The organism is Paenibacillus flagellatus (assembly GCF_003217775.1).
Classification (GTDB): domain Bacteria; phylum Bacillota; class Bacilli; order Paenibacillales; family NBRC-103111; genus Paenibacillus_AB; species Paenibacillus_AB flagellatus.
In genome coordinates, this window is record NZ_QJVJ01000011.1 from 201,818 (window position 1) to 225,046 (window position 23,229).

The following is a 23,229-nucleotide window of genomic DNA, read 5'->3' on the forward strand; positions in this document are numbered from 1 at the left end:
TAAAGCTTCGCCGATAGCCGCTTGCCGGACAATAGATGGATGTTTTCCCGCTAAACGCACGATACCCTTAAAAGGCTCGATCTCCTCCGCCACTATTCGAACCACGCTCCCGAATCAGCGTTACGATTTCTCGCGAGACCGCTCCCCGTCTCCCAAACCGACGATTCTATCTCACAGCCCCCGTCCTCGTCGCCCAGCCATGCGTCCCGACACGGGCCGCTTCCGGCCAATCCGTCGAATCCGTCGGCCCCAGCGGAAAACCGGAAAACCAGGCCATCTCATTATGGCGTTTCGCTCGTGGATACATATACATGCAGTATCAATATCGAGGAATGACGAATGATAGGGAATTTTCATAGACGGCCTGTCGTTCCCTTCGAATGAGGAGGAGTATCGCATGCTCGCATTTTGCATCATTCTCGTATCCGGCATCGCCTTATACGCTCTCCTGAAGCCTCCCGCCGAGCTTCGCAGCGGGACGGACGCACAGGAGCCGGCCGCCGGCGGAGGCTTGGCCCTGCCCGACATGTCGAATGCGGGACGGACGCCGGCGTCGATTCCGGCTCCGAAGGAATGAAGCCGGCATGTACGGTTCCGCTGCGGTCACGCTGACGATCATGACGTTTGCGCTTACGATGGCGCTCATTCTTTGGCGGCCGAACGGCGTCAACGAGTCGGTGCCGGCCACCGCGGGAGCGGCCGTCATTTTGCTGTGCGGGACGGTGTCGCTGTCGGACCTGTGGAATATCGCGGCGACGGTAAGCAGCGCCGCCATTACGATTTTGGCCACGATCGTGATGGCGATCATTTTGGAAAGCTTCGGCTTCTTTTATTGGGCCGCGGAAGGACTGGCCGCCCGAGCGAAAGGCTCCGGCATCCGGCTGTTCTGGTACGTCAATCTCATCTGCTTCCTGATGACGCTGTTTTTCAATAACGACGGCAGCATTCTGATCACGACGCCGATCTTATTGATCCTGCTCGAACGGCTCGGTCTGAAAAACCGCGAAAAAATTCCGTATTTGCTGTCCGGAGCTTTGATCGCAACCGCTTCGAGCGCCCCGATCGGGGTGAGCAACATCGTCAATTTGATCGCCTTGTCGATCGTCGGCATGGATTTGTACATGCATACGCTCATGATGTTCGTGCCGGCCACGGCGGGACTGCTGCTGCTCGTCTTTTTGCTTTTTCTATGCTTCCGGCGCCAGCTGCCGCGCAAGCTGCATGCCCGGAAGGCCGGCTTCGCGGGCATGGGCAAGCATCCGTTGGCCGACCGGCCGCCCGTCCCGCTTCCGAACGTCAAAAACCGCGGGGCATTCATGCGCAACGTGCTTCTGTTCGTATTCGCCGTGCGCGTCAGCCTGTTCGTCGCCTCCTACCTGAAAATCCCGATCGAGCTCGTCGCGGTGGCGGGCTCCGTCCTCCTCCTCGGGTGGCGATGGATCGTCTTGAAAATTCCTCCGGCCGATATGGTCCGGAAAACGCCGTGGCACATTCTCGTGTTCGCCTTCGCCATGTACGTGATCATCTACGGTCTGAACAACATCGGCTTGACCGACGTTCTCGTCCGGGTGTTCGAGCCCGTCGTCTCTCGCGATCTGGTAAACGCCAGCCTGCTGATGGGAACGCTGCTGTCGCTGATGTCGATTTTTTTCAACAACCACCCCGCCCTCATGATCGGCACGATGACGCTCACGAGCATGCAGCTCGACCCGCTCGTCTTGAAAATCGCGTACTTGGCCAGCGTCATCGGAAGCGACGTCGGCTCGCTGCTGCTGCCGATCGGAACGCTGGCTTCGCTGATCTGGATGCATATTTTGCGCCAGCACAACGTGAAGATCCGATGGCACGACTACGTCAAAGTCACGTTGATCGTCATCCCCCCGACCGTGCTCGCGACGCTCGTGCTGCTCGCGTACTGGGTCGAATGGCTGTACTAGGGGGGGCGCGGCGCAGGAAAAAAAACGGAAAAGCTCCAAGCCGCACGCCGGCTTGGAGCTTTTCGATTCGTTGGCTACAACGGGAGGTCGCGCCTGCGGAACAAAGCGGCGGCCAAACCGAACGCGGCCAACCCGATAAGCGCGAGCACGACGAACGACGTCACCGTATCCGCATTGCCGTTTATAATCTCCCCGGGCTTATATAAGGCGAACAGGGATACGCTGCGGAGCCAATCGAGCCGCTCGCTGAATTTGCCGAGCAGATCGAGGCTAAAAAAACCGAACGTGATCGCGCCGGACAAGCCGAGCGCTTTTTTCTCGTCGTTGATGAGCGAGGATACGAGAAAGGCGATCCCCCCGACCGCGAAGAAGAGCAAAAACGCGGCGGCGTTCATCAGCAGAAAAGCGGACGCGTCGAATTCGTACTCGTCCCCGAGTATCCAAGCGCTTCCGGCGAACCCGGCGATCGTCGTCGCGGCCAGAATAAGGAACAATCCGCTCGTCAGGACGGCCGCTTGCGTGAAGGCGACTTTTCCGCGGGTGGTCGGGGCGGAAAGCAAATACGCCATCGACCCTTGATCGACCAGCTTCGCCATAAGCTGCGTCGACAGCTGCACGCACACGATCGCCAGGATCAGCACGAGAATCAACCCGTAATATTCCCCCGAGATGAACGCCTCGGCCGTACCGAAGCCGTTCAGACCGAATGCGGCGCCCACTCCCTCCGGCATCGATCGGACGATTTCGTCGATCGCCTTCGCGTTTTGCGCGATGCCGGGATACAGCCAAAACATGAGCAGCATATAAAAGGCGGAGCCGAACGCGTAGTTCATGAACCCTTTCATGTTCACCTTCATCATTTGCTTGTATAAGGTGCCGTTCATTTCGCTGTCCCCTTCCGATCGTAGTATTGCATGAAGACGTCCTCCAAGTTCTGGGTGAACAGATCGATGCTGCGCACGTCATACTTCGCCGTCTCCGCCACGAACCGGTCGTAATTGCCTTGGACGGCCACCCGTACCCGTTCACCCTCGTGCGATTCCACGATCAGACCGGACTCCGCGAACGATTTCGCCTCTTCCCGGCTGCTGAAGGTCACCTCGAACAGCTTCCGCTGCATCGATTGCAGCTCGCGGATCTGTTTGACGGCGATAAGGACGCCGTCCTTGATAATGGCGGCACGGTCGCACGTCCGCTCGATTTCCGGGAAGCTATGCGACGACATCAAGAACGTTTTCCCTCGGGCTTTCTCCTCCAGCACGATCTCGATGAACACGTTCTGCATCAGCGGGTCGAGTCCGGACGTCGGCTCATCCAAGACGATCACGTCGGGATCGTGCATGAACGCCGCCACGATACCTACCTTTTGCTTCATCCCTTTGGACATTTTGCGGATCGGGGTGCGGACGTCGAACTGAAGACGGTCGATCAGGCGGTCCCGCTTCGTCCGGTCCTTCACGCCCTGCATATCGGCTATGAAATCGAGGAACGATTGACCGGTCATCCCTTCGATAAAGGCGATTTCTCCCGGCAAGTAGCCGATGAGCGACTGTACCGCCCCCTGATCCTTCCACGTGTCCAACCCGTTCACTTTCACATATCCTTTATCCGGCTTCATGAAGCCCATAATATGCCGGATCGTCGTCGATTTCCCCGCCCCGTTCGGTCCGAGGAAGCCGAATACCTCGCCCTTTTCCACCGCGAACGATACGTCGAAAATGCCTTTCCCATTCGGGAACGTTTTCGTCAAATGCTGAACGGTCAACATGCCGGGCACCTCCATCATGGAATAATGAAATATTTAAGATCACATATTTCATATGTTATACTATACCCGAGGCGCGATAGGCGTCAATGATTTTGTGAAATATATTTATTTATATATTTCATTAATTTTAAAATTATGCTACGGGGCAAGGAGTACGCCGATGAACGGTTTCGAAAAACGAGCCAGCCTGATCAAAGAAAAAATTAAAAAAACGACGTTGGACATGCTCCGGACATCGGATCCGAAACGGATTCGGATCGCGGACATCGCCAAGCGGGCCGACGTGTCGCAGGTGACGATTTACAACTATTTCGGCAGCAAGGAAGCGCTGCTGCAAGACGTGTTCAAAAGCTTCGTGGACGGGGCGGTACGCGATTTCGAGAACTATATGGCCGAGAAGCGCACACTGAAGGAACGGATCGAGTATATCCTTTTCCGGGAAAAAGAAGCGTACCGGGATTTTCCGCCCCGCCTGATCAAGGAGATGCTGATCGAGGACCACGAGCTGACCCGGTACATCGAGGAGCTGTATAAGGAAAAAACGATTCCGTTAACCGTCCAAATGATTCAGGAAGGCAAAGATAGCGGAGAAATTTCGCAGGACGTCTCCATCGAGAGCGTGCTGGCGATGATCCGGCTTTATCTGAGCCAGTACGAAACCATTTTGGAGATGGCGGAGCAGAGCGGGGATATGGACCGTTTTATCAAAGGCATGGTTCATCTGTTCTTTTACGGCGTTTGCGGGAAAAGCTGACCCTCGCGGGGGCGCGGCTGGTAATGTCTTGTTAGCGGCCCTTATACGGACAGAAGTCCGTTTCTCCGACCGGTTTACGGTACTCCGGCGCTATTATTTACGGAAAACTCCGTGCTGGTGCCGTCGATTCGTTTCGCGCAATGAAGGCTTGTCGGTCCAGAAAAAAAAAGACGAGGGAACCGGATCCCCTCGTCTTCCTCGACTTCGTGCCCGACAGGAGCATGCATTCCTCCTGTCGTTTACCCTTCCAGCAGCAGCGACTCCGGATCCTCCAGCAGCTCCTTCACCGTGACGAGGAACCGGACCGCCTCGCTGCCGTCGACGATGCGATGGTCGTACGAAAGCGCGACGTACATCATCGGACGGTTTTCCATCCGTTCCTCGTCGATGGCGACGGGGCGCCATTGGATTTTATGCATCCCGAGAATGCCGACCTGCGGTGCGTTCAAAATCGGCGTCGACAGCAGCGAGCCGAATACGCCGCCGTTCGTAATCGAAAACGTGCCGCCTTGCAGATCGGCCAGCTGCAGCGCATTGGAGCGCGCTTTGCCGGCGAGGTCCGCGATCCGCTTCTCGATTTCGGCGAAGCCGAGACGGTCCGCGTCGCGCACGACCGGGACGACGAGTCCTTCCTTCGCCGCGACGGCGATGCCGATGTCGTAATATTTTTTGACCACGATCTGGTCGCCGACGATTTCGGCGTTCAGCAGCGGGAATGCCTTCAGCGCCCCCACGACCGCCTTCGTGAAAAACGACATGAAGCCGAGGCCGACGTCGTGCTTCTCCTGGAACGCCTGCTTGCGGCGCTTGCGGATGTCGAGAATTTTCGTCATGTCGACCTCGTTGAACGTCGTCAGCATGGCGGCGGTCCGCTGCGCCTCGACGAGCCGGGTCGCGATCGTCTGGCGCCGGCGCGACATGCGTACGATCTCGACCGGCTTCGCCGGGTCGAGCGCCGGCACGACCGGCGCCGCGGAAGCAGCCGGCTGCGGCGGCGTAGCCGGCGCGGCTGCGGCGCGCGCATCGGCGACGTCGAGCCGGTGGATCCGGCCGCTCGGGTCGGACGGCGGCACGCGCTGCAGGTCGATGCCGCGCTCGCGCGCCAGCTTCCGCGCCGACGGCGTCGCCGCGAGCGGGGCGCCGTACGCCCCGTCGCGGGCGGCGTCGGCATCGTCGCGCGCGGCCGGAGCCGGCGACGGCTGCAGTTGCGGCTGCGGCGCCGCTGCGGCAGCCGCGTCAGCCGCTCCGCCGGCGGCGGCCTGCGCCGGCTCCGCGGCGGGCGGCGCGGCGTTTCCGCCGGCGGCCGCGCCTTCGCGGATCGTGCCGATCACCTCGCCGACGCGGACCGTCTCGCCTTCTCCCTTGCGGATGTCGGCGACGACGCCGGACGATTCCGCGTTTACTTCCAAATTCACCTTATCCGTCTCGAGCTCGGCCAGCAAATCGCCTTGCCCGACCGTATCTCCGACCTTCACGACCCATTTCGCGATCGTGCCTTCGGTTATCGATTCGCCCATCTCGGGCACTTTGATTTCGGACATCGGGACGCCCCTCCTTCAATCGTTCGTATACATCATCCGCCTCGTCCGGCCGCGGTCACTCGGCACGCCCGCGCTCCAATGCGGCCGTTATCAGCTGCCGCTGCTCGTAAGCGTGAACGTTCTGGTACCCGCTCGCCGTGCTTGACCGTTCGGGCCGGCCGACGTAGCGAACCGACGCCCCCGCGGGAGCCAGCTCGCGAATGCGCGGCTCCATGAAGCTCCATGCGCCCATGTTGCGCGGCTCCTCCTGCAGCCAGACCAAATCCTTCGCGTTCGGGAACCGCCGGACGATCGCGGCGATGTCGTCCGCCGGGAACGGGTACAGCTGCTCGACGCGTATGACATGCAGCCAATCGAATCCTTCCGCGCCCGCCGCGTCCATCGCCTCTTCCAGGTCGATGGCGACTTTGCCGGTGCACAGCACGATCCGCTCGACCCGTTCCGGCTCGCTCCCCGGGCGGTGAGGCTCCAGTACCGGGCGGAAGCGCCCCTCGGCGAATTCCGTCCCGCCGGAAGCGACGCGCGGATGGCGGATCAAGCTTTTCGGCGCCATCACGATAAGCGGCTTGGCTTCCTCGGTTTCGCTCAACGCCGCCTGCTTGCGCAGCAGATGAAAATATTGCGAAGCCCGCGTCATGTTGACGACGGTCCAGTTGTTTTCCCCCGACAGCTGCAAATACCGCTCCAGCCGGGCGCTCGAGTGCTCCGGTCCCTGCCCTTCGTAGCCGTGCGGAAGCAGCAGGACGAGACTCGATTTTTGCCGCCATTTCACCCGTCCCGCCGCCAAAAACTGGTCGATGATCACTTGGGCGGCGTTAGCGAAATCGCCGTACTGCGCCTCCCAGATGACGAGCGTTTCGGGAGCGAACACGTTGTAGCCGTAGTCGAACCCGAGCACCGACGCTTCCGAGAGCGGGCTGTTGTGGATGGCGAACGACGCCTTCGCTTGGGACAAACCGTGAAGCGGACAATACGTCTCGCCCGTCGCCGCGTCGTGGAGTACCAGATGGCGATGGGCGAACGTACCCCTCTGCGAATCTTGGCCGCTTACCCGAATCGGCTTCCCGTCGGCCAAAATCGTGGCGAAGGCAAGCGTCTCGGCCAGCGCCCAGTCCGCCTTCTCGCCCTCGTCGAGCGCCTTCGCCCGCCGCTCCAATATGCGCTGCAGCTTCGGATACGTCCGGAATCCTTCAGGCCGCACGAGCAGCGCCGCATTGATATCGCGCAGCCGATCGAGCGGCACGGCCGTCTCCGGCTCGGGCCGTTCGGCTCCCGAACCCCCGCCGTTCCGTCCGCCGTCCGCCTCCCGCTTCTCGCCGCGCCTCATTTCCTCATACGCCTCCTGCAGCCGGGCGAGCGCTTCGCGCTTCATCCGCTCCACGTCGAACTCGGTTACGACGCCGGCGCCGATCAGCTTGCGGGCGTACAGCTCGGCGACGGGCGGATGGTTCCGCAGCTTGCCGTACATGATCGGCTGCGTCGTTTCGGGATCGTCCGATTCGTTGTGGCCGTAACGGCGATATCCAATGAGATCGATCAAGAAATCTTTGCCGAAGCGGGCGCGGAACTCGCAGGCGATGCGGACCGCCTCCAGGCAGGCTTCCGGATCGTCCGCGTTGACGTGCACGACCGGTATTTCGTAGCCTTTGGCCAAATCGCTCGCATAATGGGTCGACCGCGCGTCTTGGCTGTCGGTCGTGAAGCCGAGCCGGTTGTTGACGATCAGATGGATCGTCCCGCCGTTCCGATAACCCGACAGCCGGTTGAAATTGAGCGTTTCCGCGACGATTCCTTCCCCCGCGAAGGCGGCGTCGCCATGGATGAGAACGGCGGCCGCTTTATTGAAATCTTGAACCGGATAACCCGGAGCGGACCGGTCCTCCTGCGCGGCCCGGGTAAACCCTTCGACGACCGGATTGACGAATTCCAGATGGCTCGGATTGTTGGCCAGCACGACGCGGATCGAACGGCCTTCGCCTTCGTCCACGTTCCGGTCGGCGCCCAAGTGATATTTCACGTCCCCCGTCCAGCCGTAATTGATGCCCGTCGAGCCTTCCGAGGGGACAAGGTCTTTGTTCGGCGCGTGATGAAACTCGGCGAAAATGTTGACGTACGGCTTGCCGAGCACGTGGGCGAGCACGTTCAGACGTCCGCGGTGGGCCATGCCGATCAACAAATGGCTGCCGCCCCGCCGCGCGACGCAGCGGATCGTCTCGTCGAGCATCGGGACGAGGGCGTCGTTGCCTTCGATCGAAAACCGCTTCTGTCCGACGAACGTCCGATGGAGGAAGCTTTCGAACTGCTCCGCCTCGATGAGCCGGTTCAGCAGCGCCGCCCGCTCCTCACGGGTGAGCGACTCGTCGGCCGGCGTGCCGTTCTCGACGCGCTTGTTCAGCCAGTCGCGCTCGCGCTCCTCGTGGACGTGGGCGAACTCGTAGGCGGTTGTCCGCGTGTATGCGGCTCTTAGCCGGCGGATCGCCTCCAAGCCGTTCGCGACGCCGGGCGGCGCGTTGTCCCAGATCGAAGAAGCCGGAATCGACTCCAGATCGGCCGGACTCAGGCCGTACGTCTCGGGCTCGATGAGCCGGGTGTCCGCCGTCGCCCCCAAGCCGAGCGGATCGATATCCGCCGCCAAGTGGCCGTACGTCCGGATATTCCATACGAGCTTTCCGGCCGCCACCGCCTTGCGCAGCATTTCTCCGTCGACCCCCGGTCCCGCCGCGGCGATTCGCCCTTGCGGCTCCCCCGTGATCGGAAGCGGAGGCGCCCCCCATCGGGCGAACAGTTCCCGAAAAGCCGGGTCGACCGATTCCGGGTCGGCGGCGTACCGCTCGTATTGCTCCTGAACGTACCCCAAGTTGGGGCCGGCGTAGCCTTGCCAAGGATGCAGTTGATTCGTAACCCCGGTATTCATCGATATACCTCCCCTTGCGGCCGCGCGGTGAAAAGTCCGCACGGATGCTTACCTCTTTTATCACCAGTATAAGCCAAGTAAATCATATTAAAAATGATCTATTTGGCATAAAACCGTTCTAATTTTGATATAGATAGACCGCACGCCCGCCGCCCCGGACGCCCGTTCCATCCGGAAACGGGGACCGTCAAGCGTCCCCGTTCCACTCTTTATGGAACTGCTCCAAGTAGTTTTCCATAAAACGATGCCGTTCATCCGCGATCGTTTTCGCCGTTTCGGTATGCAGCAGCCGTTTCAGCTTCAACAGCTTTTCGTAAAAATGATTGATCGCCGTCGTCTTGCCGTGCCGGTATTGCTCCCTCGTCATCTGCTCGCGCGGCGGCAGCGCCGGGTCGTGGATCGGGTGCCCTTTCCACCCGGCGTAGACGAACGTGCGGGCGATGGCGATCGCCCCGATCGCATCGAGCCGGTCGGCGTCCCGGACGACCCGTCCTTCCGCCGTACGCATCGGCGTATTCTCCCCCGCGCCGTACGACATCGTCGAGATGATGTCCATGACATGCCCGGCGGTCTCGGCTTCGACGGACTCGGCCTGCAGCCACTCCCGCACGCGAGCGAGCCCTTCTTCCTTGGACGGATTGAGCTTCTCGTCCGCCACGTCGTGCAGCAGAGCCGCCAGCTCGCAGACGAACGGGTCGGCCCCTTCCGCCGCCGCCAGCCTCCTCGCCATCCGGACGACCCGCTCGATGTGCGGCCAGTCGTGACCGGACGCCTCCCCTTCGTGGAACGCTCGGGCAAACTCCGTCGCACGGCTCAGCACCCGCTCACGCTCCATGGCCGCCCTCCTTTTTCAACGCCACGAAAAACGCGCGCTCCGTACCGACCGACGGCGCCTTCAGCGCAAAATCCGCATACCGCCGCACGTCCGCGAATCCGGCCTCTCTCAGCAGCGCCTCGATCCGATCCAGCGGGTACGCCCGCTGCACGTGGGTTTCGTCGATCCGTACATATTTGGCGCCGTCCGCCGCGGCGGTCCGTTCCTCGCCCCATTCCGACTCGCGGACGAATATCGCCAGCTCGTGCTCGATCTCGCACCTCTCCTCGTCCAGCTCGCTCGTCCAAATGTACGAAATGTCGTCGTCGTTCAGCACGAACGGCTGCATCTCCGCATACGACCGAAGCTGTCCTTCCGTATGAACGTCGAAGATGAACGTTCCTCCGTCCTTCAGCCCGGCATACGTCCGCCGGAACGTCGCGGCAAGGTCGTCCTCCTCGGTCAAATAGTTGATGCAGTCGCAGCACGACAGCACCGAATCGACCGGCTCGGCCAGCTCCCATTCCCGCATATCCTGCTGCAGCCACGTAACCGAACCGCCCGGCGCGAACGGAAACATCCGCTCCTGCCGCTCCGTCTTCTCCTGGGCGACGGCCAGCATGTCGTCGGACAGGTCGATGCCGTATACCCGAAGCCCCGATTGGGCGAGCGGTATCGACAAGTTGCCGGTGCCGCAGCCGAGGTCGACTACGCTCCGGGGAGCGCCGTACCGGTCCCAGCATTGACGGACGAAGCGCAGCCATTGCGGGTACGGCATCTCTTCCATAAGCTTGTCGTAAATGTAGGCGAATTGTCCGTAACGCACCGTTCCCGCCTCCCTTTCGCCGCGAATGATCTACAAACAAAAGAAACAGCGGCAGTCGTTCCTGCCGCTGAAGCTGCCGATCCGGTCGGCAAACGGACTTGCTCGATAAGCCGGCGGATCGTCATTCCTGCCGCTCCTTCAGCCGCGTCCAGCTTCCTTCCTGCGTGACGAGCCCTTCCTTCATCAGCTTGCCGACCGCGCGCTTGAACGCCGCCTTGCTGATGCCGAACCGGGCCGCTATAATGTCCGCCGGCGTCTCGTCCGAGTAAGGCATCGCCCCGTCCTTCCGCTCGCGCAGCATCGCCAGGATCCGGTCCGCATCCTCCTCGCGGCCGATCTGCTTCGGCTGGCGCATCGACAGGTTGACGCGTCCGCCCTCGCGTACGAAGACGACTCTCGCGTTGACGCGCTCGCCGAGCCGCAGCGGCCGCGTCCGCTCCTTCTCGTGAATCATGCCGATCGCGCCGAAGCCGAGCACGCCGCCGTCGCATATGACGAAGGTCCCCATCTGCAGCGGCTTGTAAACGGTCGCGTCGACTTTGCCGTTCTTCCAGGAATCCGGCGCCCGGAAGCAAAGCGGGGCCAGCTCCTTCTCCCCGGCCAGCTTGGCGGTCATCCGGCCTTGCCGGTCATGGTCGAGCCGGACGTAAACCCGGTCGCCCGGCTTCGGGTGCAGCTCTTTCGCCTCGGGAAGCTCCGAGGCGGGCAGCAGCAGCTGGCGGCCGAGCCCCATCTCGAGGAAGCAGCCGAACCGCGGATGAATGTCCGCCACCTCGAGCAAGCCGATTTCGCCCAGCCGGATCGCCGGTTTTTTCATCGTCGCCGCCAGCCGGTCTTCCGTATCGTGAAACAAAAACGCTTCCACTTCGTCCCCCGGCTTGACGGTCCCTTCGACCTCGCTGTAATGCAGCAAAACGTCCCGCGTGCCGTTGGTCAAAAAAAAGCCGTTCGGCGGAACCTCGCGAGCCACCATCAGCTTCATCGACGTGCCGGCCTCCAGCCGATCCGTATCCCGCCTCATACGAGCTCGACCACTTTCGCGTCGGACCATAACCGCTCGATGTTGTAATATTCGCGTTCGTCGCGATGGAATACGTGAACGACGACGTCCCCCAAGTCGATGAGCACCCAGCGGGCGGTATCGAGCCCTTCGAGTCCGCGAACCGGCACTTCCAGCTCGCCCGCTTTTTTGCGCACCTCCGTGGCGATCGCCTGTACCTGCGTATCCGAATTGCCGTGGCAAATGACGAAATAGTCGGCGAGCAGCGAAATTCCTTTCAGGTTGAGCACGACGACGTTATGCGCTTTTTTGTCCTCGACCGCTTTGACGACTTCGTTCATGACATCATCCGGCGTTCTTGCCATCAACATTCCCCCTAATTTACCCCAAAAAGTGAAGTGATGCTTCGCAGCGTAGTCCGATTACGCCAAGCTTACCTTGCCCGGTTCAGCACGTCGATCAACGCGTTGCGCGCGATGACGGTGAGCGGGTATACTTTCTTCCCTTTGGCGAGCAAAAAGGCGATCGTCGAATCGAAGCCCGCCACAAGCGCTCTCTCCAAGCTATGTTCGGCAATTTCGCGAATATTATGCACGCCCGGAAAGTCGCGGCCCGGCTCGATGTAGTCGGCCAGGCAGACGATTTTGTCGAGCAGCGTCATCCGCTCGCGGCCGGACGTATGGTAGCGGATCGCATCCAGCACTTCCTCGTCCTCGATGCCGTGCCGCTTGCGGACGACTTCGGCGGCGATCGGACCGTGCAGCAGCTGCGGATCGTACTCCAGCAAATCCGGATCGAGCGATTCTTCCGCATACACGCGCCGCTGCTCGTCGATCGGCCAATATTTGCAATAGTCGTGCAGCAGGGCGGCCAGCTCCGCGCGCTCCGGATCGCCGCCGTACCGGTTCGCCAGCTCCACCGCCGAGCCGACGACGCCGAGCGTATGGTCCCACCGCTTCGCCGGCATTTGGCTGCGGGTCGCTTCCCTCAACGCCTCACGATTCATAGAGCCGATTCTCCTCGATATAAGATAAGACCGGATCCGGTACGAGGTAGCGGATCGACCTTCCCGCCGCCCGCAAATGCCGGATCATCGTCGACGAAACGTCGACCTGCGGCATCGACGCCGAGAGAACGCTGTCCCGAATCGAAGGCGGCAGCAGGCCGACGTCGGAAGGGTAGCCGGGACGGGCGAGGCCGACGAACGTCACCATCTTGACGAGCTCCTCGATCCTCGCCCAGTTCGGCAAATATTGCACCATGTCCGCTCCGATAATGTAATGAAACGCGACCTCCGGCTCGCGCTCCTTGAGCTCGCGCATCGTATCGACCGTGTAAGAGGTGCCGCCCCGGACGATTTCGAATTCCTCCGCCCGGAAAAACGGGTTTCCCGCGATCGCCGCCTTCACCATCGCGAGACGCTGCTCGGCCGTCGCCTTCGGCGCGTTCGGCTTGTGCGGCGGTGTATTGGACGGCATGAACCATACCTCGTCGAGCCCGGCTTCCTCCCTCGCCCGTTCGGCCGCCAGCAGGTGTCCCTGGTGGATCGGATCGAACGTACCTCCCATGATCCCAACCTTCATGTTCGACACTCCTTTAAGGGAGTACGATTTGCTTGTTTTCTTTCGATTCCTTGTACAGCACGATCGTCTTGCCGATCCGCTGGACGAGCTCCGCTCCGGAACGGTCCGCCAGAACGGTCGCCACGTCGTCGCTGTCTTCCAGACAGTTGTTCAGCACGGATACCTTGATCAGCTCGCGAACTTCCAGCGCCTCCTCGATATGGCGGATCAGCTGGTCGTTCACGCCGCCCTTGCCGACTTGAAAAATCGGATCCAAATGATGAGCGAGCGAGCGCAAATGTCGTTTTTGTTTTCCTGTAAGCAAATTGGTCGATCCCCTCTTCTCCCCTGCCATAGGGGGCGGGACTTCGGATTCGTCCTTATTCCCGTTTCGTATTATAATGGCTCCGTATCTTAACGAAACGCCTCCAGCACCGCTTCGCGCATGGCGGCTACCGGCGCCTCTCGGCCGGTCCAATACTCGAACGCGTAGGCGCCCTGATACAGGAACATGCCGAGCCCGCCGTGAACCTTCGCTCCCTTCGCCTCCGCCTCGCGCAAAAGCCGCGTCACGAGCGGATTGTAGACGAGGTCGCTGACGGTCAGACGATCGTGGAACCAAGACGTGTCGATCGGCACCTCGTCCACGTTCGGATGCATGCCGACCGACGTATTGTTGACGACAAGCTCGACGTCGTTCCGAATGTCGATCGTCTCGTCGAAGCTCATGCCGTACGCCGGAGCGTAAGCCGATATCGAATCGGCCAGCTCCGTCGCCTTCGATACCGTCCGGTTGGCGATATAGACGGCCGACGCTCCCTCTTTGGCGAGCGCGTAGGCGACGCCGCGGGCGGCCCCGCCCGCGCCGAGCAGCAGAACTTTTTTGCCGGCGGCCGAAAAACCGGCCTCCTCCTTCAAGGAACGCACGTACCCGATGCCGTCCGTGTTGTAGCCGGTCAGCTTGCCGCCGTCGTTGACGATCGTATTGACCGCGCCGATCGCCCGGGCGTCCTCGTCGATTTCGTCCAAGTAGTCCATCACTTCCAGCTTATGCGGAATCGTCACGTTCACGCCGCGAAATTGCAGCGCCCGTATGCCCGCCACCGCGTCCTTCAGCTGTCCGGGCAAGATGTGAAACGCCGCGTAAGCCGCATTCAAGCCAAGCTCGCGAAACGCGCGGTTGTGCATGATCGGCGATTTCGAATGCTTGATCGGATCGCCGAACACGCCGTGCATGACCGTCGCCGTATCCATTCCCCATTGGTTCATCGCGTTCTTCTTCTCCCCATGCCATATTGATCGCGTCCCCGAGGCGGAACCGATGGAGGTCCGCCCACCGGTCAAATCAACGAATCGCGAATCGCGACCTTGACGCCCTTCGGCGCATGGACGACGATTTGCGCGCCCGCATCGCTGTTGACGGCGATCCAGCCGAGTCCGGAAATGACGACGTCGCTCAAGCTGCCCTTCGGGATGCGGAACGCGTGCTTGACGAGCGGAGGAAGCGCGTCGAGCCGATCCTTCGCGGGCGGCGACAGCATCTCTCCCTTATGCTCGGCGTACAGCTCGTCCGCGCGCTCGAGCTTCGTCCGGTGAATCGGCAGCGCGTTCGACGCGTAGCACGTAAACGACTGCCGGGCCCCCTGCACGAAATCGAACCGGGCGAACGCGCCGAAAAACAACGTCTGCCGCTCGTTGAGCTGAAAGACGATCGGCTTGATCGGTTTGTCCGGAAGGACGGCGTTCAAATCTTTTTTGTCGATTTTCTCGGTCAGCCGGTGCTCGTATACGATTCCCGGCGTGTCGATAATATGCCGGCCGTCGTCCAGCGGAATTTGCACCAAATCGAGCGTCGTCCCCGGAAAAGGCGACGTCGTCAGCTCGGCGTCCAAATCGCTGTAGTCGCGAATGAGCCGGTTGATGAGCGTCGACTTGCCGACGTTGGTCGCGCCGACGACGTAAACGTCCTTCGTCCCGCGATGCTCGGCGACCGCCTCGACGACGCGGTCGAAGCCGATATTTTTTTTGGCGCTGCACAGGACGACCTCGACCGTCTTCAAGCCGTGCTCCTTCGCCTGCTTGCGCACCCAGTTCAAAATCCGGTTCACGTTGATCGCCTTCGGGAGCAGGTCGATTTTGTTCACGACGAGCACGACCGGGTTGTTGCCGACGAACCGGTGCAGCCCCGCGATCAGGCTTCCTTCGAAATCGAACAAGTCGACGATATGGACGACGAGCGCGTCCGTGGCGCCGATGCCGCTCAATATTTTCAGAAACTCGTCCTGATCCGGCGTCACGCTGGACATTTCATTATAGTGCTTGATGCGGAAACAGCGCTGGCATAGAAGCGGGTCCCGCGACAGCGCCGCCTCCGGCGCGAATCCGAGCCGCTCCGCCGATTCCGTCTGGACCGACACGCCGCAGCCGGAGCAGCGTCTTTCGATTGCCGTCGCCATATTTACGAGTCCTCCCATTCCATGAGACCTCTGCGCTTCATCCACGAGAGCGCGACCTTCTCGATGCGCCGGTTGATTTTCGTGAAAAATCCTTCGTCGGCCAAGTGGATCGGCGTGACGAGAATCGTATAGAGCCCGAGCCTATTCCCTCCGAGCACGTCGGTCAGCATTTGATCGCCGATGACGACCGTTTGCTCCGGGGCGAGCGACATGATGTGCATCGCTCGGCGAAACGCCATGTTCCCGGGCTTGCGCGCCCGAAATATGTAAGGGATCGAGAGCGGCTCGGAGAACGAGGAGACGCGCAGCCGGTTGTTGTTCGACACGATCACGACCTTGAAGCCGATCGCCTGAAGCCTCTTCAGCCAATCGATCAGCTCGGGCGTCGCCCGGGGATGCTTCGCGCCCACGAGCGTATTGTCCAGGTCGGTAATGATGCCGCGTATGCCGGCCGACCATAACGCTTGGACGTCGATTTCATAAATCGAGCGGACGTTTTTTTGCGGAATCAATTTTTTCAGCAAACGCCTTTCAAGCTCCTTTGCTCCTACGTATATACGACAAACTATACCATAGATGCCCATACCCTGCAAAACGGGTTATCGCGCAGCGAATGCCGCGGCCTCTCTCCGGTCGCGGACGTCAGGAACCGATTCGGAGGCTTCCCGCCCGCTCGAACGATCGAATGAGGCCCCATACTGCAAGCGAGCGGAAGCGAGCCCGTCTCCTTTACAGCTATCGTCCGTTACAGTATACTGTAACACAAACACCAAACTGTAAACCTGGGACGAGGTGACCGATATGTCCTCTTATACCGCCAAGCAATTGACCGAGCTCGTCCAAAAGGACGATCCCGACGTCAACCTGCGAACCGTCCGCTACTATACGCAAATCGGCCTGCTGCCGCCGCTCGAGACGGAAGGCAGCAAACGGGTCTATACCGACCGCCATCTCCATTGCTTGCGCGCTATCCGGGCGCTCGCCAACAATGGGGAGACGCTGGCCGGCATCCGGGATAAGCTGAACGGCCTTTCCTTCGAGGAAGTGACCGCGATCGGCGACAATTTGCGGCTCGTCCGGTCGGACGACATGCTGCTGAACGAGACGCACCGGATCGGGGACGACGTTATTTTGTCCATCCATCCGAGAGTATCGGACGAAGTGAAAGCGAAAATGATCGAAACCGTATCCCGCCTGTTGAAAGGAGACGACCGATGATGCGCGGTAAATTGGCCAAATCCGTCATGGAGCACGAGGAAGGGCTGAACTATTTATGGGTCCGGATCGAACCGCTCGAAGCGAGCGGCCCGCTTCGTCTGTACGTCAAGCTTCCGGAGGGCGTCCGCCGGCGCACCATTCGAACCGGCTTCGACGAGACGGAGTCCGGCGCGATCGTCATTCCGGCCGGCCGCTCGCAAGGCGGAGCCGACGTGTACGTGGAGCTGTACACCGTCGAGCCAACCGAATGCGGCGATTTTGACGTGATCGTGACGCTCGCCTATACCGACAGCACGGGGCGGGCATGCGAGATCGAGCGGCGTATTCCGCTGCGGATCATGCGCGAGGAAGAGATCGCGGATCCGCTCGTGGACGAGGAAACGGCGGAACGGATCCATCGGCTTGAGCCGATGCGGACGGCACGCGCCGAGTCGGACCGCTTCCGGTTTTACTCGTCCAAAGACTTGATCCGGATCGACCCGAACGTCTTGTCCGAGCAAGAGAAGAAATACCGCATCGACTGGCGGCTTGGATAGGAAAAGGAAGGGTTGCTTATAATGGAACTTCCCCTTGCCGGCATCCCGAATCGGCGTTTACGCTTCGGGTATGGATGGCGGCCGGTTTGACGGCCGGAATGGAGGAGCCGCATGGATAACGACAATGAAAGAAACGCCTCGTCGCGCCCCGGGAACATCCATGCCGACGAGGTTGCGGTCGACGAGTCGACGGCGAAGAAGCTCGTTGCGACGCAATTTCCGCAGTGGGCGCAGCTTCCCGTCCGAAAGGTCGAGTCCGACGGTACGGACAACGCGATCTATCGGCTCGGCGAGGAGCTGGCCGTTCGATTCCCCCGCATCGGGTCAGCCGTCGGACAGGTGGAACAAGACTTCCGATGGCTGCCGTTCCTTGCCCCGCAGCTTCCGCTTCCGATTCCGGCGCCGGTTGCGAAGGGGGAACCCGGAGAGGGCTATCCGTGGGTATGGTCCGTCTTCCGCTGGCTCGAAGGGGAATGCGCGACAACCGGACAGATCGGCGATTCGCGCGAAGGCGCAAACGTGCTGGCGCGATTTGTGGCCGCCCTGCATCGAATCGATCCCGCCGTCGGAACGCCGCCCGTCTCTCCCCGCGGCATGTCGCTCCTATCGCGCGATCGAGCCGTCCGGGACGCCATCGCGGCGTTGGATCGCGTAATCGACACCGTTGCGGCGACTGCGGCGTGGGAAGCGGCTCTCCGTGCGCCGGAATGGCGCGGTCCGCCCGTCTGGATTCACGGCGACCTGCACGCCGGCAACGTGCTGGTCGACCGGGGGCGGGTAAGCGCCGTCATCGACTTCGGCTGTTTCGGGGCGGGCGACCCCGCGTGCGATATGCTGCCCGCGTGGAGCATCCTCGACGCCGATGGGCGAGAAGCGTTCCGGGCGACGCTGATGCCGGACGAAGCCACTTGGGCTCGCGGCCGCGGCTGGGCGCTGTCGATCGGCCTCATCGCCCTCCCCTACTATATGGATACTCATCCCGGCATGGCTCGTATCGCCCGCCGCCTGATCGACGAAGTGCTCTCCGACCGCCTCCGTGACTAGGGGTGATGGGCGGGAGCCCGGTAGATCGGCGGAAATAGCGTACATTTGTACACTATTCGGGTGCGTGCGAGCCCTATGGGACCAATCATGTACAAACGCACCTTATGCGCATCAACCGCCTTGCCACCGCCCGCGTCCCCTCCCCCGCTCAACGGCGACAGCCGCGACCCCAAGGTCGCGGCTGTCGCCCCATGTCCTACATTTCCTCACGCAGCTTATGCACTGTCCGCGATATCGCCGACAGCTCCTCTTCGCTGATGCGCGAGCCGCTGTACTTCGCTTTCTCGAACAGCAGCAGCAGCGATTCCAAATCTTTTTGCAGCCACTTGTCTTTGCCGATCCACCGCTGCGCCGCTTCCCGCGCCGTTTCATGCTCGAAACGGGCGTAGCCTTTCCGCTTCGCGTACCGGAGCAGCCGCTCGAACTCGAGCACGGCGCGCTGGTTCGCGTCCAGCTGGCGGCCGATCGGGCCGACGTAGCGGAGCAACGGCAGGCGCCGGCGGTTCACCCAGACGAAGCCGAGCAAAATCGCCGCCGCGACGGCGCCTGCTCCCCAGCCGATCGAGCGCGGCACGACGACCCCGCCCTCTTCCGCCGCCGGTGCGGCCGTCGCCGGCTCGGAAGGCGTCTCCGGCAGCGGCTCGGCGACGATCTCCTCCTCCGGCGCGAACGACGGAAGCGCGAAGCCGGACGTCGGCTCGAACGGGATCCAGCCGTAGCCGGGGAAGTACACTTCGACCCACGAATGGGCGTCGGAATTGCGGATCGTATACTCGCCGGCTCCGTCCGGATCGAGCAGCCCTTCCGGCAAATTGAGCATTTCCTGATCGATCGCCGTCACGCCCGGCGTATAGCCTTTCACCCAGCGGGCCGGAATGCCGAGCGAGCGCGCCATGACGGCCATCGCCGTCGAATAGTAGTCGCAATAGCCTTCCTTGATTTCGAACAGGAACCGGTCGACGAAATCGCGGCTCCGTCCTTTGCTCAAATCCGGCGTATTCGTATACGGGAACGTTTTGGCCAAATATTGCTCGAGCAGCTTCACCTTGTCGTACATGTTCGTACCCGACTGCGTTACCTGCAGGGCCAGCTCCTTCACGCGAGCCGGAAGCGTCTCCGGGAGGAACAAATAGTCCTCGAGCCCCGCCCGGGTCGGCAGCTCCGCAGGCACCTTGCGCAGCTCCGCCTCGTCGACGATCGGCACCTTCGACGTAACCGTGTACGACTGCGGGTACGATTGCCGCCCGTTCACGACCCACCGCAGCTCGGACAGCCGCGGCGACCATTGCAGCGACGCCAGGCTGGCGTTCGCGCCTCCGTTCGTGACGCTTTGCACCTTGTCGATCGCGTAAGCCCCGAACAGCACCGGGAACTCGTTCTCCGCCTCCGCCGCCATCGTAACCGTCTGCGTCACCTCTACCGTCTTCAGCTGCGACGGGGCGAGTCTCGGGTCCTGCGGGAGCGGCGTATCCGCCGATACCGGCGAAAGCGGCGTCCGCCGCTCGACGTCGCTCAGAATCCAGCCTTTGCCCGTATAGAGCGAGCGCGTTTCCCCGCGCCAGTAGCTCCGATGAGACGTGACGACCGACATGACCGGCGTGTAGTCGAACGCAAATTCCCCGCCGAGCGACGAATCGTTCCGGCTGTAGCCGGACGACGACTCGCCGCCGAACGCCGAAGTCGTCCCGTACCCTTTATTGAAAAACGGGATCTGCTCGCCCCGCATGTTTTTCCACAGCGTATACGGATCGGTCAGCACCGCCCGGACGTCCGGCGCCAGCGTACCCAGGAACACGACGAGCGAGACGAGGAAGACGATCGGCAGCGCGATGTAGGCCGGGTAATCGGCCAGGTGCGACCAGCCGACCGGATTTTTTTTCTTCAGCCCGGCGAAATGGCGGATGATCAGCAAAAACAACCCGCAAAAAATGACCGTCGCCGCCTGCTTCCACAAGATAAGGAAGCTGAACGAGTCGCGAATCGCGAAGGCGGTCACCGTCACGACGAGCACGACCATGATGCGCCATTTCGCCCGCATCGCCCATAGGGCGATCAGCGTGACGAGCCAGGCCGACAAGGCGAACCAGACGAACGGCGCCAGCTGCATGAAATTGTCGCGGATCACGAGGCCGACGTCGCGCAGCTTGTCGATCTCCCGGCCGGCGGGCGCGTAATCGAGCACGGAGCCCGAGGCGATCAAGAGAGCCGCCAGCTGCAGCAGACGGCGGAGCGCCCAATGGAGCCGGGGGAACAGCTCGACGACGACCGTCGCGAGCAAGGTCAGCTTCACGATCGCTATCGTCTCCGGCAGCCACACTTGATCTTCCTTCTCGATCCACAGGACGTACTGCAGCAGGAACAGCCCCGTCAGCAACGCCGACAGCCGCTCGTGCCAATCTTGGGTGAGCGCTCTTTGCCACCATCGTTTCTGTTCCATCTATTTACGCCCTCCTAATGCGAGAGCCAGCTCGTCGAGCGACGAAACGGCGTAGCCCATGACGCCCGTCGTCTGCAAATGCCGCTTCCACCGGTCCTGCTCGGCCGCCGTCACGTCCGCGGCGATCCACATATGACACGGGTTCATTTGCCGCTGCTCGATCCAGGCGAGCGACGGCGCCAGCGTGTCCCCGAACTGGGGAGTGACGACCGTGAAGAAGATGCCGGGCGTGAACAGCCGGGCCCGGTCCTTCAGCACGTCGATCAGCGGATAGGTGCCGTCCGGCTCGACGTCGATCAGATGGTTGACGATCACCTTCTGATGGCTCGCGCTCAGCTTCGGCTCGAAATATTTCGAATTTTTCCCGACCGACAGCAGGCCGACCGCCAAATCCCGGCTCGCCGCGTAATCGAGAAGCGACGCCGCGATCGAAACCGCCAGCTCGAAATGCTCCTTGCTCCGGTAAGCGCGCATGTTCCGGTCCAGTACGATGACCGTCTTCGGCAGCGATTCGCGTTCGAACTCCTTCGATTTCCACGTGCCCGTCTTCGCCGTCGCGTTCCAGTGGATGCGGGACAGCCGATCGCCGTAAATGAATTCGCGCACGCCGTTAATTTGCGTCGTTTCCCGGTGGGACCGGGTCGTCGCGGAATGGTGGTGCACGCCGCGGAACAGCTGGTGCAGCTGCTTCCATTCCCGGATATGCACCTTTTGCGGCAGCACGCCGAACGAATACGGCAGCTCGAGCCGGCCTTTATGCTGGAACAGCCCGAAAATATCTTCGGTCGAGCAATCGGTATCGCCGAAATGGTAATACCCCCGGCGCAGCGGAGGCGTCCGGTACGACACTTCCCCGCGACGCTTCCAGTCCGGGATGAGTAACGTCTCGAACAGATGCTCCTCGCCGCCCCGGCGGACGAGCCGGTCCTTGATCGATACGTAAGGAATCGGCCAAAAGCCGGGAATTTGCACTTGGATTTGCACCGCAAGCGACGTCCCCGCCTCGACGACCGCTTCGTGCTCCGCATTCAGCAGCGTGCGGCCGCCCTGCGTCTTCGAGATGCCGCTCCACCGGCTGAGCGCCAAATAGAGGCACAACGCAGCGACGATGATGAAAATCATGAAAGCGAGCTTGCCGCCTTGAAACAGCAAATAAAACAAGCTGAAAGCGAATAAGGACGCAATGCCCCAAAACCGGGCCGAATATCTCGCGAAAATGCCCATCTGAACCGCTCACCCCGTTTCCGCGCGCAATCCGCTATTTCTCGAGACGGACGGGTACCCGCACGTTCTGGAATATCGACTCGAATACCGAATCGAGCGTCGTGCCGTCGATTCTCGCCTCGGAATGAAGAATCATCCGGTGACCTAGCACGTACGGCGTCAAATATTTGATGTCGTCCGGTATGACGTAATCGCGCTCGCGCAAATAGGCGAGCGCCTTCGCCGCCTGCAGCAGGGCGATCGTCGCCCGCGGGCTGGCGCCGAGGAACACCGCGGAATGCTCGCGCGTCTTTCGCGCGATCGAGACGACGTAATCGGCAACGGCGTCGTCGACATGCACCTGTCTCGCGCGAAGCTGCATATCCGTCAGGCGCTCGACCGTCGTCACCGGCTCCAGCCGGTCGACCGGATGGCCGCTCGCCTGCGAGAACAGCATCCGCTTCTCCGTCTCATGGTCCGGATAGCCGAGGCTGAATTTCATCATGAATCGGTCCAGCTGCGCTTCCGGCAGCACGTACGTGCCTTCGAAATCGATCGGGTTTTGCGTCGCCAGCAGCAGAAAAGGCGCCGGCAGCGGATAGCAGTCGCCGTCCACGGTGACGTGACGCTCCTCCATCGCCTCGAGCAGCGCGGACTGCGTCTTCGTCGTCGCCCGGTTGATCTCGTCGGCCAGCAATATGTTCGTCATGACCGGCCCCGGCCGGAACAAAAACGTTTCTTGTTTCGGGTGATAAATCGAAACCCCGGTTATGTCGGTCGGCAGCAGGTCGGGATTGCATTGGATACGGCGGAACTGGCCTTGTACGGACTTGGCCAACGCTTTGATCAGAACGGTCTTGCCGGTTCCCGGCACGTCTTCGAGCAGAACGTGTCCGCCCGCGAGCGCGGCGGCGAGCAGCAATTCGACTTCCGTCTCCTTGCCCAGAATGCAGGATTCCAAATTTGCCTTCAATTGCTTCAAAATGGTTAAATCTTCCTTAAACGTCGCATCCATCTCGTCCTGCTCCTCTCCATGATCCGTAGTGCCGTTCGCGTCAGACAATAGTTGCTAATTCTATATTACAAGAATTGAAAAACCGCGTATAGGCCTTCGTTGTTAGAAAAAAGTGTCTGCCTGTTGGAGGAAACGGGCCGTACGCCGAGTCGGTTCGACGCGAACGCGCTTTCCTGTATACGTTTCCAGCAGCGGAAGGTTTCA

The 23,229-nt window shown here is 61.2% G+C and carries 23 protein-coding genes; 6 read left to right on the plus strand and 17 right to left on the minus strand.

Translation table 11 applies throughout. The features are described from left to right. The first annotated feature begins 397 nt into the window (after positions 1-397). Together DLM86_RS23520 and DLM86_RS23525 are read left to right on the plus strand one after the other, a co-directional pair. On the plus strand, positions 398-577 hold the full coding sequence (locus tag DLM86_RS23520; RefSeq protein WP_110842513.1) for a hypothetical protein: 180 nt from the start codon (positions 398-400) through the stop codon (positions 575-577). A 7-nt stretch (positions 578-584) separates the two neighbouring features. Further along, positions 585-1,937, plus strand: coding sequence for an arsenic transporter (locus DLM86_RS23525; protein WP_110842514.1), 1,353 nt, complete (start codon positions 585-587; stop codon positions 1,935-1,937). Positions 1,938-2,011: 74 nt separating this feature from the next. Here DLM86_RS23525 and DLM86_RS23530 read toward each other — a convergent pair whose 3' ends face one another. Both DLM86_RS23530 and DLM86_RS23535 read right to left on the minus strand, forming a co-directional pair. Next, on the minus strand, positions 2,012-2,821 hold the full coding sequence (locus DLM86_RS23530; RefSeq protein WP_110842515.1) for an ABC transporter permease subunit: 810 nt from the start codon (positions 2,819-2,821) through the stop codon (positions 2,012-2,014). After that, positions 2,818-3,705, minus strand: a complete 888-nt coding sequence (locus DLM86_RS23535; protein WP_110842516.1) for an ABC transporter ATP-binding protein — start codon at positions 3,703-3,705, stop codon at positions 2,818-2,820. The genes DLM86_RS23530 and DLM86_RS23535 overlap by 4 nt, the downstream gene beginning before the upstream one ends. 160 nt (positions 3,706-3,865) lie before the next feature. Here DLM86_RS23535 and DLM86_RS23540 point away from each other — a divergent pair, with 160 nt between their 5' ends. Then, positions 3,866-4,459, plus strand: a complete 594-nt coding sequence (locus DLM86_RS23540) for a TetR/AcrR family transcriptional regulator (RefSeq protein WP_110842517.1) — start codon at positions 3,866-3,868, stop codon at positions 4,457-4,459. Positions 4,460-4,698: 239 nt separating this feature from the next. Here DLM86_RS23540 and odhB read toward each other — a convergent pair whose 3' ends face one another. The 12 genes from odhB to DLM86_RS23600 form a co-directional block, all read right to left on the minus strand. Further along, positions 4,699-6,000 (minus strand): 2-oxoglutarate dehydrogenase complex dihydrolipoyllysine-residue succinyltransferase, encoded by a 1,302-nt coding sequence (gene odhB / locus DLM86_RS23545; RefSeq protein ID WP_110842518.1) that lies wholly within the window; start codon positions 5,998-6,000, stop codon positions 4,699-4,701. A 55-nt stretch (positions 6,001-6,055) separates the two neighbouring features. Further along, positions 6,056-8,914, minus strand: coding sequence for a 2-oxoglutarate dehydrogenase E1 component (locus tag DLM86_RS23550; RefSeq protein WP_110842519.1), 2,859 nt, complete (start codon positions 8,912-8,914; stop codon positions 6,056-6,058). 187 nt (positions 8,915-9,101) lie between these two features. After that, a complete protein-coding gene (locus DLM86_RS23555) occupies positions 9,102-9,749 on the minus strand; it encodes an HD domain-containing protein (RefSeq protein ID WP_110842520.1) in 648 nt (215 codons plus the stop codon). Continuing rightward, on the minus strand, positions 9,739-10,515 hold the full coding sequence (locus tag DLM86_RS23560; RefSeq protein WP_110842586.1) for a class I SAM-dependent DNA methyltransferase: 777 nt from the start codon (positions 10,513-10,515) through the stop codon (positions 9,739-9,741). The genes DLM86_RS23555 and DLM86_RS23560 overlap by 11 nt, the downstream gene beginning before the upstream one ends. Positions 10,516-10,675: 160 nt before the next feature. Beyond that, on the minus strand, positions 10,676-11,575 hold the full coding sequence (locus tag DLM86_RS23565) for a CvfB family protein (protein WP_110842521.1): 900 nt from the start codon (positions 11,573-11,575) through the stop codon (positions 10,676-10,678). Continuing rightward, a complete protein-coding gene (gene rsfS / locus DLM86_RS23570) occupies positions 11,572-11,919 on the minus strand; it encodes a ribosome silencing factor (protein ID WP_110842522.1) in 348 nt (115 codons plus the stop codon). The genes DLM86_RS23565 and rsfS overlap by 4 nt, the downstream gene beginning before the upstream one ends. 68 nt (positions 11,920-11,987) lie before the next feature. Beyond that, complete coding sequence (gene yqeK / locus DLM86_RS23575) at positions 11,988-12,560, minus strand: bis(5'-nucleosyl)-tetraphosphatase (symmetrical) YqeK (protein ID WP_110842523.1); 573 nt, start codon at positions 12,558-12,560, stop codon at positions 11,988-11,990. Beyond that, on the minus strand, positions 12,550-13,137 hold the full coding sequence (locus DLM86_RS23580) for a nicotinate-nucleotide adenylyltransferase (RefSeq protein ID WP_110842524.1): 588 nt from the start codon (positions 13,135-13,137) through the stop codon (positions 12,550-12,552). The genes yqeK and DLM86_RS23580 overlap by 11 nt, the downstream gene beginning before the upstream one ends. Before the next feature lie 13 nt (positions 13,138-13,150). Beyond that, positions 13,151-13,441 carry a ribosome assembly RNA-binding protein YhbY gene (gene yhbY / locus DLM86_RS23585; protein ID WP_110842525.1) on the minus strand — a complete coding sequence of 97 codons (291 nt, stop codon included), beginning with the start codon at positions 13,439-13,441 and terminating at the stop codon, positions 13,151-13,153. A gap of 89 nt (positions 13,442-13,530) precedes the next feature. After that, positions 13,531-14,385 carry a shikimate dehydrogenase gene (gene aroE / locus DLM86_RS23590; protein ID WP_110842526.1) on the minus strand — a complete coding sequence of 285 codons (855 nt, stop codon included), beginning with the start codon at positions 14,383-14,385 and terminating at the stop codon, positions 13,531-13,533. A gap of 71 nt (positions 14,386-14,456) precedes the next feature. Next, a complete protein-coding gene (gene yqeH / locus DLM86_RS23595; protein WP_110842527.1) occupies positions 14,457-15,572 on the minus strand; it encodes a ribosome biogenesis GTPase YqeH in 1,116 nt (371 codons plus the stop codon). Between the two features lie 2 nt (positions 15,573-15,574). After that, the gene (locus tag DLM86_RS23600) at positions 15,575-16,156 is read right to left on the minus strand and encodes a YqeG family HAD IIIA-type phosphatase (RefSeq protein ID WP_342773115.1); all 582 of its coding nucleotides are present in this window, start codon (positions 16,154-16,156) and stop codon (positions 15,575-15,577) included. Positions 16,157-16,373: 217 nt separating this feature from the next. Between DLM86_RS23600 and DLM86_RS23605 the strand changes: the two genes are divergently transcribed. From DLM86_RS23605 to DLM86_RS23615, 3 genes are all read left to right on the plus strand, one after another. Next, positions 16,374-16,790: a MerR family transcriptional regulator gene (locus tag DLM86_RS23605; RefSeq protein ID WP_110842529.1), complete on the plus strand. Its 417-nt coding sequence runs from the start codon at positions 16,374-16,376 to the stop codon at positions 16,788-16,790. Next, on the plus strand, positions 16,790-17,326 hold the full coding sequence (locus DLM86_RS23610; protein ID WP_146250276.1) for a hypothetical protein: 537 nt from the start codon (positions 16,790-16,792) through the stop codon (positions 17,324-17,326). Before DLM86_RS23605 ends, DLM86_RS23610 begins: the two co-directional genes overlap by 1 nt. Before the next feature lie 111 nt (positions 17,327-17,437). Next, positions 17,438-18,370: an aminoglycoside phosphotransferase family protein gene (locus DLM86_RS23615; RefSeq protein ID WP_110842531.1), complete on the plus strand. Its 933-nt coding sequence runs from the start codon at positions 17,438-17,440 to the stop codon at positions 18,368-18,370. A gap of 196 nt (positions 18,371-18,566) precedes the next feature. Here DLM86_RS23615 and DLM86_RS23620 read toward each other — a convergent pair whose 3' ends face one another. From DLM86_RS23620 to DLM86_RS23630, 3 genes are read right to left on the minus strand one after another with little or no spacing between them, the layout of a single operon-like run. Next, complete coding sequence (locus tag DLM86_RS23620) at positions 18,567-20,807, minus strand: transglutaminase TgpA family protein (protein WP_110842532.1); 2,241 nt, start codon at positions 20,805-20,807, stop codon at positions 18,567-18,569. Next, positions 20,808-22,031 (minus strand): DUF58 domain-containing protein, encoded by a 1,224-nt coding sequence (locus tag DLM86_RS23625; RefSeq protein WP_110842533.1) that lies wholly within the window; start codon positions 22,029-22,031, stop codon positions 20,808-20,810. A gap of 34 nt (positions 22,032-22,065) precedes the next feature. Then, complete coding sequence (locus DLM86_RS23630; protein ID WP_110842534.1) at positions 22,066-23,025, minus strand: AAA family ATPase; 960 nt, start codon at positions 23,023-23,025, stop codon at positions 22,066-22,068. Between the last annotated feature and the right edge of the window lie 204 nt (positions 23,026-23,229).